Raw genomic sequence first — 13,522 nt, 5'->3', positions numbered from 1 at the left:
CGATATCAACCTTACAAGAAGGCTTTATACGGCAATTCAGGTTCGTTTTTAAAGATATCTTGGAAGCCTCTGAAATGCTGATAATGCATGCGCCCTTTATCAGTTGGGTAGGTATATTTCCCGCCAACTTGCCAGAAGAATGGGGCAAATTTATATTGCAGACGCTCTTTTTTCATATTCCATAGCACTTCAATTTCACGAGGATCATTTTGGAAGTTAGCCCAAATATCGTGGTGGAATGGAATAACCGTCGTGCAATCTAGAGATTCTGCGGCACGCAATATATCGGAAGAGGTCATTTTGTCGGTGACACCGCGCGGGTTTTCACCGTAAGAAAGCAGTGCAACATCGATATTGTAGCGGTTGCCGTGCGCCGCATAATAGTTGGAATAGTGAGAATCTCCAGAGTGATACAGCGAGCCACCAGTGGTTTCAATCAAATAGTTTACTGCACGCTCATCCATACCGTCCAAAATGGCTTTGTCATGGGAAGAAACGCCTTTTGGTAAGGTCACTAGCGCTGTACGGTCGAATGAATCTAAAACACGGATTTTCATATCGCCAATTTCAATCACATCGCCCACTTTGGCCACAATGCAGCGATCTTCCGGTACACCCCAACCTGTCCATAGGTTAACGCAGGCTTGTGGACCAATAAATTTAACGTGGTCTCCGCAGTTTTGTAGCACTGCCGCCGCAACGTTGACATCAATATGGTCAGCGTGGTCATGGGATGCCAAAATGGCATCGACATCTTTAATCGCAAAGGGGTCGAGCGGAAAAATCGCGGTACGTAAGTTGGGTTGTAGGGCTTCAACTCCGCCCATACGCATCATTTGATGCTGCTGATTCATCAGTGGTTTTTTTTGGGTCTTTTTACCTGTACCACACCAAAAATCGATGGAAATGTTAGTATTACCTTCGCTTTTCAACCAAATACCTGTACAGCCCAGCCACCACATAGAAAATGTGTTTGGTTCTACGACGGTTTTTTCGATCTCTTCATTGAGCCAGGTTCCCCACTCTGGGAATGTACTTAAAATCCAAGATTCACGGGTAATTTCATTTACTTTACTCATAGCAACACCTTTCCTATCCAGAATTTCAAATGTAAGGGATTAGCGCCTTATTCATGAAAATAAGGCGAAATACAGAATAAATTTGTTAATTCGTTGAATTAGATAGTTAATCTAATTATACAAGGATGACTTGCGTGCCTTGGGCTTCGATGGCTTTGATAATTTTTGGATCGGCGTTCTTACCAGTGATGAGATAGTCAATTTTTTCGGCAGGGCAAAATAACATTCCTGTTCGACTTCCGACTTTTGAGCTATCCACAACGACAACCAATTTATCAATACGATCGAGCATCTGTTGCTCCGCGACCGCAGTCAGCATATCTGTTTTGTACAGCCCTGTTTCGGTTAAACCTTTCCCTGAAGTAAACATCCAGTTACCGGCATATCCCATCAATGTGCTTAATGCTGGATTGAGGAAAATACCTTGTGTTCGGTTATATTGCCCGCCAATCAGAACCACATCTTCATGTTCTTCTTCAATCAAATAGCTGGCGAGGGGGAAATAGTTCGTTACTATCTGAACCCCTTTTCCACACAGTTGCTGTCCTAGCAAAAATGCGGTGGATCCACAGTTGATAACAGCGCTATCTCCCGGTTGGCAAAGTTCTGCCGCTTTCATGGCGATTTGTGATTTTTCCTCATAATGGTCGGTGCTGTTGATATTCAGCGGTGACCATCTGAGTCTTTTTTCTTCAATGCGCTCTGCACCATTACGTATTTTTTTGAGTTTGCCTTGCTCATCCAGCTTGGCGATATCTCGGCGAGCAGTTGCAGGCGAGATATCAAAATGTTTTGTGATAAAAGATACGTTAATGATTTGATTTTCTTTCAATAAAGACAAAATTTCATGATGTCTTTGTGTCTCATTCATGTGTAGCGCCTTATTTCTGTATAATCATTTTTCGTCTTTAGTGATGATTATTATAATCACAGTACCATGACAACTTTTGACTCAAAATGATTGAATTTGATTCTATATGATCGTGGTGAAAATTGTCAACTCACTAAATTCAAAAATTACCCATGCCAATTTAATTCTTTAACTATATGTAAATATTGATTTTTACTATATTTGTTGTGATCAGCTCAACAAATGTAGGGTTTTTTACTGGTCAAAAAGTGTCACTTTAAATAATCATAAATGAGCAAATGGTGATTACTTATGATTGCAAAATGTATTTGAGTGATTAAATTGATGAACTGTTTGATTATAGCGTGAGAATGCTTGTCTGTGATCAGGGTAATGTAATTTTAAATAAGATAATAATTCACACTAAATTTGATTTAGGGGTAAAAATATGGATTTTCTGTATGACTCATTCTATATTTTTTACAGCCAAGTGATGACCAAAGCCCCGTTATTACTGGGATTAGTGACATTGATTGGCTACTGGCTTCTAAAGAGAGATGGCACAACCATCCTGAAGGGAACCATAAAAACGATTGTCGGCTTTATGTTAGTGCAAGTGGGAGCCGATACATTAGTCTCCAGCTTCAAACCTGTCATTGCAAAAATGTCAGAGTATCATCACCTTACCGGTTCAGTTATCGACCCATACACCTCAATGATGGCCACCATGGAAACCATGGGGGATAACTATTCATGGGTTGGATATACGGTTCTGATTGCATTGGCGATTAATATTCTTTTGGTACTTTTCCGCCGTATTACGGGGATCCGCACCATAATGCTGACGGGGCATATCATGTTCCAGCAAGCGGGATTGATCGCCGTATTCTATTTTGTGCTGGGTACCAGCATGTGGGAAACCATTATCTACTCAGCCGTTCTCATGGCGCTGTATTGGGGAATTTCATCCAATATAATGTTTAAGCCAACGGAATCAGTTACTGGGGGGGCTGGGTTTTCAATCGGTCACCAGCAGCAAGTCGCATCATGGGTTGCCACTAAAATTGCCCATAAACTCGGCGATAAAAACGATAGCGTTGATAATCTTAAGCTACCGAAATGGCTGCATATTTTCCATGATAGCATCGCAGCCACCGCGATTGTGATGACCGTTTTCTTCGGCATTATTCTTCTTTCCTTTGGGTTAACTAACTTGCAAGAAATGGCAGGGAAAACCCATTGGACTATCTATATTCTCGAAACGGGTTTGAAATTCGCGGTCGCCATTCAGATTATTGTTACTGGTGTGCGGATGTTTGTTGCTGAGCTTTCTGAAGCGTTTAAAGGGATTTCCGAGCGCGTTATTCCTAACGCGGTACTCGCCATTGACTGTGCCGCAATTTACGCTTTCTCTCCTAATGCCATGGTATTCGGCTTTATGTGGGGGGCGTTGGGGCAGTTTACTGCGGTATTGATTATGTTGGGATTAAGTTCCCCGATCATGATTATTCCTGGCTTTATCCCGATGTTCTTCTCCAACGCGACAATTGGGGTATTTGCTAACCATTTCGGTGGCTGGAAAGCGGTCATGAAAATCTGTTTCGTGATGGGGATCATTGAAGTTGTTGGGTCTGCATGGGCGATTTCATTATTTAGCCAGCAAGGAACGGATTTTAGCGGTTGGATGGGCATGGCCGACTGGGCGTTAGTGTTCCCGCCGGTGATGCAGGGGCTTTCCTTCTCCAAATATTTCTTCTTTGTCTTGATTGGACTGTCGTTTGTTTACATGTATTTTGCGTCGAAAAGATTGCGTGCGGAAGAAGATGCACAAGCCGCTACGGCAGCAGAGCCACAAGTGGAGCTGAGTGTTGAAAATGCGTCTGTCGAACCAATAGAACAGCCTATTTCTACGGGTGCTAGACCCGTCAGTATTCTCGCGGTATGTGGTAATGGGCAAGGCTCATCGATGATGATGAAAATGAAAATTGCTAAGTACCTTGAAGGTAAAGGCATTCCTCATGTGATGGATTCCTGCGCTGTCTCTGATTACAAATCAAAATTGGCGAATACAGACATTATTGTCTCTTCCAAGCATCTCTCTTCTGAAATGGATGCGGGGGAAGGTAAATTCGTACTGGGTGTGCAGAATATGTTAAATCCCAACTCATTTGGCGATGAATTACTGGCGATTATTCATAATAACTTTAGTGAATCGAAATAAATCCAATAACTAAATTTGTCATGGGGATTGAGTGATGTATGTCCATGACGATAGGAGAGCAATGCCATGGGTTTCAAACAATCTCTAATGGATAACAATTCCATTAAATTACATGCCTCAGCGGATAATTGGCAGGATGCAATTAAGATTGGCACCGATATGCTCATCGCATCTGGGGCGATTTTGCCGGATTACCATGAAGCCATTATTAGCAGCGTCAAAGAGTTAGGCCCTTATATCTGTATTGCACCTAATTTAGCCTTACCTCATGCCCGCCCAGAAAATGGCGTTTTAAAAACCGCATTTGCTTTGGTGACATTAAAAGAACCGATTGTGTTTGATGGGGAAAGTGAGCCTGTGGATGTCCTCATTACACTCGCTGGAAGTTCTTCTGATGAACATATGGAAGGCTTAATGGAAGTGACTCAAGTACTGGATGATGAAGAGAGCGAAACGGGGATTGATCTCGATAAAATTCGCCGTTGCACCAGTGCAGATGAGGTCTATCAGGTGATTGATGCCGCATTAGCTTAAGCCGTCATTCACCAGATACCCGATTTAATCTAAAACACTAGGATAATCAAATGACTAAACCTTTAATTCAAATTGCATTAGACCAAACCAATCTGAAAGATGCGCTGGCAGTTGCTGACAATGTGGAGTCTTTTGTTGATGTGATTGAAATTGGTACTATTTTGGCTTTTGCGGAAGGCATGAATGCGGTTTCAACCCTACGTAAAAATCATCCATCACACATTATTGTTTGCGATATGAAAACCACGGACGGCGGTGCGATTTTATCGAAAATGGCATTTGAAGCAGGCGCGGATTGGATCACAGTTTCAGCGGCGGCGCATATTGCCACTATTACGGCCTGCAAAAAAGTGGCGGAAGAATTTGGTCGTGAAATCCAAATTGAACTGTATGGTAACTGGACATTAGACGATGCGCAGCACTGGGTAGACTTAGGGATCAAACAGGCGATTTACCACCGTTCTCGTGATGCTGAGCTCGCTGGCGTGGGCTGGGGACCTGAAGATCTCACTAAAATGCGCCAACTTTCTGATTTAGGACTCGAACTGTCGATAACTGGCGGGATTGTGCCAGAAGATATTCACCTTTTCGAAGGCATCAAAGCTAAAGCCTTTATTGCTGGGCGTGCATTGGTTGGGGAAAAAGGAAAAGCCACCGCAGAAGCACTGCGTGAACAAATTGCTCGTTTCTGGTAATTGGTATTGATAGAAATCCCCTCGAAATTACCGAGGGGATTTTGTTTTTGGGTTTATAAGCGTTTACTTGGCAGTAGCATTACGGCAATACCGCCTATTACCGTCACCGCAGAGAACGCAGCAAAGTTCCAACTGCTGGCGACCCCAAGGCTGGCAATATAGGCACCAAACATAGGACCTGACATGGCTCCGACACGGGAGATACTCATTGTCCAACCTGTTGCAGAAGCCCGCACACTGGATGGATAGAAATGGGCGACATAGCCCGTCAAAATTAATGGCGCAGAAATACAGCCAATCCCCGCGAGACCAACAAGCAAATAATTCATATAGATATTTTGCTTGAAGACCATTAATCCAATCCCCATTGCACCGAGCATAAAGAAGAACGCAACTGTGCCGCGAGCGCCGCATTTATCGGCGACTTTTCCGAGGAATAACCCGCCTAATGCGGAAGATAAACTGAACACCACTAAGAACGTTAAGCTGGAGCCGAGATCATAACCTTCTTTACGCATGATGGATGGCAGCCACGTATTTAAGCCGTAAACGATGAAGCCTCCACAGAACAGCGCGACCCAAAAACAGCAAGTTGCTCGCAGGTAATCTTTGGAAAAGATAATCGCGACGACTTCTTTTAGGCTACGAGAAGCCTGCTTTTCTAGCTTCACGGGTTCGTGATAGGTGACTTCAAGTTTCTCCGCCAGTTTTCTCGCTTTTTCGTGTTGCCCTCGGTTATTGAGGTATTCAATCGACTCTGGTAACAGGCGGGACATTGGCCAAATTAATAATAAAGGTAATGACCCGACTATCATTACGCCACGCCAACCAAATTGACTAAGAATCGCAATCGCGACTAAGGCGGCACATAAGATACCCAGAGAGTAGCCGGAGTACATAATGGCATAGTTAAACGAGCGTTTTTCGGTTGGTGAATATTCAATGGTGAGGGCGGCAGCGACAGGGATCACGCCCCCAAGTCCGATTCCGCCGATAAAACGCATTAATCCAAAAAACCAAGGTGTTGGCGCTAAAGCAGTAGCTAACATGGTGGACGAGAAGAGTGTAACGCAGATTAATAGCATGCGTCGTCGACCATATAACTCGCTTAACGTTCCGATTATAAAAGCACCAAAGAACATTCCCACGAGGGTGTAGCTGCTCAAGGCACCTAATTCAATAGGGGTTAAATTCCACTCTTTATATTCAGAGAGTGTCGGTAAAACAGCACCCATCACCCCCACGTCATAACCTTCAAATAAAATGCTTAGCCAGCAAACCAACATGACTTTGAAGGTCGTGCGCTTTGAGGAGACAGATGTAATTTCAGATGTTTGTATTGTCATAAATCACTCTCTAATCGTTATTCGACCGATATTTTTTTAATGGCAAGTACGTATATTTTTTAAATCTGAAAAGCCGACATTACACTTTACTTTTTTAAGTTAAATCACAATAGAAATGTTAATAAAATGTACAATAAATGCAGGAATAGGATATTTATTGCAGTTTTTGTTTTTTGGTTAAATATTAATAAATCTTATATTTACTCGCTATTTTTGTTTCTGTTTTTAAGAATGAAAATGTTTTCCTATATTAGTTTTAAGCGGAAATTAAAAATAACAACAAATTTACATGTTATTGATATTTAATGATTTTAAAATAAAATAACGCGAGGTTATATTTATAATTAATAAGATAATTGCTAGATTGTTAATATGTTTATAGCCTAATTTTTTATTTTAAATATTAACCTTAAATCTTGAACAGATTAAGAGTGAATATCCAAAAAATGCAATTTAATATTTATTTGACATAAATTTAACATATGAATAATATTCGATGAGTTTGATTTTTGAACAATACCAAATGCAGGTAAATCGAAAATAGAATCGGAGAATTATTATGATAAAGCCATATGGTGTAGTGGGTTTAGTGCCAACAACGTGGGGAATAAAAACGCGTAGCGATATTATGAAAAATATCGACCATCTTGAAGAGCTATCTCACGGTGCGCTGTGGCTATCTTCATTGGATCTCCCTGTTCGTTTACTCGTTCTTCCTGAGGGAGCTTTACAAGGTTTCAACGATGAAGCGCTGGATTTGCCGATTGCTGAGTTTTTAAAAGATGGTGCCATTGATATCCCTGGTCCAGAGACTGACAGATTAGGCGAATTAGCGAAATCTCAAAATGTGTACATCATGGCACAGGCAAAAACCCGTGATCCAGATTGGCCGGGTATTATGTTTAACGTTGGGTTTATTATTGATCCCAAAGGCAACATTATTCTGAAACACCATAAAATGTCCTCTTTGTTGCCGTGTGAACGTTCGGCATCGCCTCATGATCTGTACGATGAGTGGATAAAAAAATATGGGCGTTCATTACAATCTTTTTGGCCAGTTGTTGATACTGAAATTGGTCGATTAGGGGTAATGATGGCCATGGAAGGCAACTTCCCTGAAAACGGTCGTGGTCTGGCATTAAATGGGGCAGAGGTGGTGTATCGTGCCTCGTTACCGACACCATTTACTGAAAATGACCTATTTGAAATTTCTAACCGCGCCCGTGCGTTGGAAAATAACTTCTATGTTGTGGCGCCGAATATTGGCTCAATGTATATGTTCCCGACCACACAAGCACCAATTGACTGTGGTGGTGGTCGTTCACTGATTGTGGACTACAAGGGTAAAATTGTGGGTAAACAAGAGGATACTAACGGCTCAACCTATGTGTATGGAGTGATTGATATTGAAGCCATGCGCCATCACCGCGCAAACGCCTCGGTCAGTAATTGGCTGAAAGATATTCGAACTGAATGCGCTCAGCTCATTTATGAAACACCAATTTACCCGAAAAATACCTACTTGCATGAGCCACAAGGCAATCATAAACATTACCGAGAAACCATTTTAAATAAGCAAATCGAGAAAATGATCGAGCGAAATGTGTTTGTGCCGAGTGTGTATGATAAGCAATGAAGCCATGATTAATAAAAAACCAACAGCGTGTATTACGTTGTTGGTTTGTTTAATTATAAGCTAACGGATATTGCTATTTTCTATAACAATTATAGATTTCAATGGTACCTATAGACAGGGTGCGATTTAACTGTTTAGGCTGAGCAGCAAAATCAGCATCAATTAAAAACAGATTATTGTGCCTGTCTTTTTTTACGTTACCTTCGGAGTCAGGATCAAAAAGAGTGCGCCCTCTTGATTTAACAAAATCAAAAGCCTCCTTACCTTTTATCGATTTTCCATCAATAAATTTAGTGACTAAAATGACATTGCCATTTGGTAGTGTAGTAGAGCGCGAAAAATTAACATCTTGATTTATTTCATTTAATACTCTAGCGCAGCGATCGTACTCAGCATATTTATTGTATTCAAATATTAAATCGCGATGAGGAATTTTAATCGCAAAGTCACCCATGCGATAGGCGGTTCCATATTCCTCCTTACCAAGATAATGACGATTGTCTAGGGTGACTGTGGGATATTCAGGGCTATTTTTGACTAAAAAGGTAGGTCGATGATCAGCACCGAGCGAATTATCTTTAAAGGCGATATTGATACGAGGCAAGCTTTCTGTGAATTGGACTATTTCTGCGATTTTAGGCTCAATATGTACGATCAGTTCAATATGTACTTTATTAGGTACTAAATTCGTCTTTTTGAGTGTCTTTAGAGGGATAACTTCAGGTATAGCCAGCTTTACGAAACTCGGATGGGGTGGTGCGATTTCTGTCTTTTTGTCTTCTTGGGATGTTTTAGCAATTTATTGAACAACCCGGTATTAAACAACCTGTTTATTCTCTCTATAAACCGGTTTTTTCTGTTTTTAGGTTGTGCCAAAGCGGGTGGTTTTGGTTAATATGTGGCTGAAATACTTTACCTATGCACCCATTACTTATTTTATTCATTGAATACTCTCCTTTTTAGATAAAAATATAAAAAAGAGAGTGTTAGCGATATCAAAAATGGATTTTCACCTAAAATTTAAAGGTGTTTTCGATATCACTGAAGATTGATTGCCATTCTGCATCATCAATATCCATCAAACCAAAATGGCGCAAAATAAAAGTGCCTTCAGTGGCTAAAAACATTAATCGAGCTCGTTTGCCGCTTTCGGTTGATAAGTCTAAATTAGCAATGCGTTCTCGATACCATTTACGAGTGCTTTCTAAATATTCAGGCGTCTGAAGCAGTGATGCCATTAACGCAGCACCTTTGGCGATACTGGTTTTATCGTGATCCGCTGTGGCTTTTATGTGCGCAATCACTTGACCTTCAGGACTGTTATCTTGGGCTATTGCTTTACTGAAAATTTCATCATAAGAGTGACCCCAACGCTCAAACATCGCATCAATTAACGCTTCTTTATTACCAAAGCAGTATTGGACTCCACCCTTAGAAATCCCCATTGATTTGGCGACTGCATCAATCGTGAGTGCAGTAGCACCTTGTTTGATAACAATCTCTTCTGCTGCTTCCAGCACTTTCTCACGATCAATCGTTCGTTGACGTCCCATTTAAAAAAACCTCTTTTCAATACATACGTATGGAATTATATTGTAACACGATCATCCATCAAGGTGATCAATTAAACAAGTTGAGAAGATTTTATGATAACAGATTATAAACGTTGGATTATCCTCCTATTAGTATCGAGTGTGTTATTTCTCATCGTCATTGATGTCACCGTGCTATATACCGCGTTACCTAAGTTAACCCATGATTTAGGTGCAACAGCATCTGAAAAATTATGGATCATGAATGCTTATCCATTAGTCGTTGCGGGTCTCTTACCCGCTGCGGGAATGTTAAGTGATAAAGTAGGGCATAAATTTATGTTTCTACTTGGATTGCCTCTATTTGCACTTGCCTCTTTGTGTGCGGCATTTTCACCAACAGCATTTAGCTTAATTTTATCTCGTGGTTTCTTAGCGGTCGGTGCTGCGATTAGCATGCCAGCGACGTTAGCGATTGTTCGCCAAGTCTTTTTAGACCCGAAAGAACGCGCGCTGGCGATTGGTATTTGGTCTGCTGTGGCATCCGGTGGTGCGGCTATAGGACCACTAGTTGGTGGTATATTGCTTAATCACTTTTGGTGGGGTTCTGTATTTTTGATCAACGTACCGGTGGTTCTGTTGGTGATCCCTTTTGCACTCTATTTAATTCCGAAAAGTAGTAAGAATTCTAATCAACCTATTGATTATTTAGGCTCTTTATTTATTTTGGTGGGCTTGATTGGCTCAATTTATGCCTTAAAAGAGCTGGGGAAACAGAATATTGATTGGTTTACGTTGCTGATAGCGGCTGCGGTAGGCATTGTATTTTTGGTTATTTTTAGCCGTCGACAATTAGTATCAGAATCGCCGATGATTGATTTCAAATTACTCGGCGACACACGGTTTTTTGCTGGGATCATGATGGCGATTTTATCCATCGTGGTTATCGTTGGTGTTGAACTTCTGTTAAGTCAACGCTTACAGTTGGTTCTGGATTACACCCCATTTGAAGCGGCGCTATACATTATTCCGATCCCGATTGCGTCCGTGTTAGCGGCTCCATTAGCAGGCATGTATTTGCATAAAGTCGGCGCAAAGCTGATGATGATTTTAGGATTTCTTTGCACATTAGTCGGCGTGATTGGGGTTGCGTGGGTCTTCAAAACCTCAACTGGTTTGGTATTACTGTCATTTTTATTCTGTATTGGGTTCGGGTTAGGTGCCATTTTTACCACAGCATCAACCACCATCATGTTAAATGCGCCAGATGAAAAAGCAGGAATGGCAGCATCCATTGAAGAAGTGGCTTACGAGTTAGGTAGCGTGCTTGGTGTGACATTTATGGGTGGCTTGATGAGTGCGGTTTATACCGCCAAGCTGGTATTACCGGCAGGTTTAACGGTAGCAGACAAAGTCTATGATAGCCTCGATGAAGCGTTAATTGTGGCAGAGGGGTTACCGCAAGATAGTGCAAATCTCTTAGTAAATCAGGCGAATATGGCATTTGATAGCGCATTTATGTCTGTCATGATTGCCACGACAATCGTGCTGGTGGTGAGTATTGTGGTGTTGCCGTTTTTCTTTCGCCAAAAGCGTACAGCCTAAGCAATGTTGTCTAAATCATGTTGCCAAAATAATATGGTTTAAAAATTGAGCATAAAGTGCGCTGAATAAAAGCGCACTTTTCATTAATTTTAAAATCATCTAATAAGTATGTATATCTAACACCCTTTAAAATGGTTTATCTAGCGCATTTTACTTACTCTGCATTTTCAATTTAGTGAGAATGAAAATAGAGGGGATTTATGCAACTAAACCACCGTGATAGCTTGATTTTCCGTGATAATTACTTGAATAAAGACAGTTGGATTGCGGCGAATAAAATCATGGCAAAGAAGATTTTGACGGAATTTACTCACGAAGGAATTATCACGCCGATACTCGTTAATGATGATAATTATGTGCTTAATATTGATAGCCAACAGGTTCGATATCATTTTAAAGCGAAGCCGTATCTCTTAGAGCATTTAGATATCTGTCTTGAGTCCATTAAAAAATATAAGCAAGAGCAAGAAGCTCCTATTGATGCCTTAGAACTGTTTATTGAATTATTTGAATTTTTAGAGGTAGATAAATCATTGCTGCCCATACACATTGATGAATTGATATCTACATTAAACAGTTGGACCTATAAGCGAGCGACTGAACGTCTTAACGCGGAATCACTGATACATGCCGATTATCAATTAATAGAATCAATGATGGACGAAGGGCACCCCGTTTTAGCCATCAATAAAGGGTGTTATGGATTTGATTTTATTGACTCTCTTAAATATTCCCCAGAATGTGGCGCTCAACAACATGTTGTGTGGATAGCGGTTCATAAAGATAAAGCTACGTTCAGTGCAATTTCCTCATTAAATTACCAAGATTTAATCCATTCAGAGCTCTCCAAAGAGGAAATTAGTCATTTCAATGAGGTGCTTCAACAGCATGAGGTATTGAACGAAGATTACTACTGGATGCCAGTGCATCAGTGGCAGTGGCGTGAAAAAATCTTAATTCGATTTGCAGCTGATATTGCTCGTCAAAAAATTATTTACTTAGGAATAAGTTCTGATTCTTATAAGGCCCAGCAATCGATTCGAACACTGTTCAATATCAGTCAGCCAAATAAGCGTTATATCAAGCTAGCCATCTCTATTTTTAACACTGGATTTATGCGCGGGCTTTCCCCTTATGCAATGAAAACGGCACCGATAGTTAATGAAAGTCTCGATAATATATTTTCACAAGATGCTTATTTGATTGAGAAAAATTTCAAGTTACTGAAAGAAGTTGCTGCAATAGGGTACCGAGACACCTTGTTTGAAAGGGTTATCTCTGAAGAATCGCCTCAAAAACATATGTTGTCCGCACTGTGGCGAGAAAATCCATATAATAAAATCGATAAAAATCAGAGAATAATGACCATGGCGTCATTACTCCATATTGATAATCACGGTACATCTTTCCTTATTGAATTAATCAAAGCATCCGGTTTGTCTGGGCGAGAATGGATACGTGAGTATTTAAAACGCTATTTATCGCCGCTATTGCATCTCTTCTACGCTTACGATGTTGTATTTATGCCTCATGGTGAAAACGTCATTTTGATTATCGAAGAGGACAAACCTGCCGGCATTTTCATGAAGGACATTGCGGAAGAGGTTGGTATTTTAAACCATGAAGGTGAGTTACCTGAGGCACTAGTTGAACGCACTTACACTATGTTAGACAGTGAGAAAATTGAACATTTTTGGACTGAATCATTCGACTATTTCTTCCGTTATATGGCTGTTATTTTAGATAAAAATCAATGCTTAGATGAGGATGATTTCTGGCGATTGGTTGCGGATAATATTCATGAATATCAGGAAGAGCACCCGGAATTACACGAGAAGTATGTGCGATTAAATCTGTTTGAACCAGCATTTAAACAAACATGCTTGAATCAACAAAAAGTACTGCATGGTCCGGAATGTTTGTCGCTTATCGAAATCAAAACCAATAAGCATCTTAATAAAGTGATATCTAACCCATTATTTTTATTTAAAAAATAGTTAATATAAGAAAAGGATACTCACATT

Annotated in this window: 11 protein-coding genes; 6 read left to right on the top strand and 5 right to left on the bottom strand. The window is 40.6% G+C overall.

From position 1 onward, the window contains the following. Positions 1-11: 11 nt before the first annotated feature. Complete coding sequence (gene ulaG / locus GKR48_RS10620; RefSeq protein WP_154628070.1) at positions 12-1,079, bottom strand: L-ascorbate 6-phosphate lactonase; 1,068 nt, start codon at positions 1,077-1,079, stop codon at positions 12-14. Between the two features lie 115 nt (positions 1,080-1,194). Further along, entirely contained in the window at positions 1,195-1,950 is a 756-nt protein-coding gene (ulaR, locus tag GKR48_RS10615; RefSeq protein WP_036950625.1) for an HTH-type transcriptional regulator UlaR, read from the bottom strand. Positions 1,951-2,377: 427 nt separating this feature from the next. Here ulaR and GKR48_RS10610 point away from each other — a divergent pair, with 427 nt between their 5' ends. The 3 genes from GKR48_RS10610 (at position 2,378) to GKR48_RS10600 (ending at position 5,379) form a co-directional block, all read left to right on the top strand. Beyond that, a complete protein-coding gene (locus GKR48_RS10610) occupies positions 2,378-4,150 on the top strand; it encodes a PTS ascorbate-specific subunit IIBC (RefSeq protein WP_154628069.1) in 1,773 nt (590 codons plus the stop codon). A gap of 66 nt (positions 4,151-4,216) precedes the next feature. Continuing rightward, the gene (locus GKR48_RS10605; protein WP_154628068.1) at positions 4,217-4,684 is read left to right on the top strand and encodes a PTS sugar transporter subunit IIA; all 468 of its coding nucleotides are present in this window, start codon (positions 4,217-4,219) and stop codon (positions 4,682-4,684) included. Positions 4,685-4,734: 50 nt separating this feature from the next. Next, a complete protein-coding gene (locus GKR48_RS10600; RefSeq protein ID WP_154628067.1) occupies positions 4,735-5,379 on the top strand; it encodes a 3-keto-L-gulonate-6-phosphate decarboxylase UlaD in 645 nt (214 codons plus the stop codon). A gap of 53 nt (positions 5,380-5,432) precedes the next feature. Here GKR48_RS10600 and GKR48_RS10595 read toward each other — a convergent pair whose 3' ends face one another. Continuing rightward, positions 5,433-6,725, bottom strand: coding sequence for an MFS transporter (locus tag GKR48_RS10595; protein ID WP_154628066.1), 1,293 nt, complete (start codon positions 6,723-6,725; stop codon positions 5,433-5,435). Positions 6,726-7,284: 559 nt separating this feature from the next. Between GKR48_RS10595 and GKR48_RS10590 the strand changes: the two genes are divergently transcribed. Beyond that, a complete protein-coding gene (locus tag GKR48_RS10590) occupies positions 7,285-8,361 on the top strand; it encodes a nitrilase-related carbon-nitrogen hydrolase (protein ID WP_154628065.1) in 1,077 nt (358 codons plus the stop codon). Positions 8,362-8,434: 73 nt separating this feature from the next. Here the strand turns inward: GKR48_RS10590 and GKR48_RS10585 are convergent, their stop codons facing one another. After that, positions 8,435-8,965 (bottom strand): hypothetical protein, encoded by a 531-nt coding sequence (locus GKR48_RS10585; protein WP_154628064.1) that lies wholly within the window; start codon positions 8,963-8,965, stop codon positions 8,435-8,437. 409 nt (positions 8,966-9,374) lie between these two features. After that, positions 9,375-9,914, bottom strand: coding sequence for a TetR/AcrR family transcriptional regulator (locus tag GKR48_RS10580; RefSeq protein ID WP_154628063.1), 540 nt, complete (start codon positions 9,912-9,914; stop codon positions 9,375-9,377). 93 nt (positions 9,915-10,007) lie between these two features. Between GKR48_RS10580 and GKR48_RS10575 the strand changes: the two genes are divergently transcribed. Together GKR48_RS10575 and GKR48_RS10570 are read left to right on the top strand one after the other, a co-directional pair. Then, positions 10,008-11,498 carry an MFS transporter gene (locus GKR48_RS10575; protein WP_154628062.1) on the top strand — a complete coding sequence of 497 codons (1,491 nt, stop codon included), beginning with the start codon at positions 10,008-10,010 and terminating at the stop codon, positions 11,496-11,498. Between the two features lie 200 nt (positions 11,499-11,698). Then, positions 11,699-13,495 carry an IucA/IucC family protein gene (locus GKR48_RS10570; RefSeq protein WP_154628061.1) on the top strand — a complete coding sequence of 599 codons (1,797 nt, stop codon included), beginning with the start codon at positions 11,699-11,701 and terminating at the stop codon, positions 13,493-13,495. Positions 13,496-13,522: the final 27 nt, after the last annotated feature.

This window comes from Providencia sp. wls1943, assembly GCF_009706275.1.
GTDB lineage: Bacteria > Pseudomonadota > Gammaproteobacteria > Enterobacterales > Enterobacteriaceae > Providencia > Providencia zhijiangensis.
This window is presented reverse-complemented; position numbering and strand designations above follow the sequence as displayed.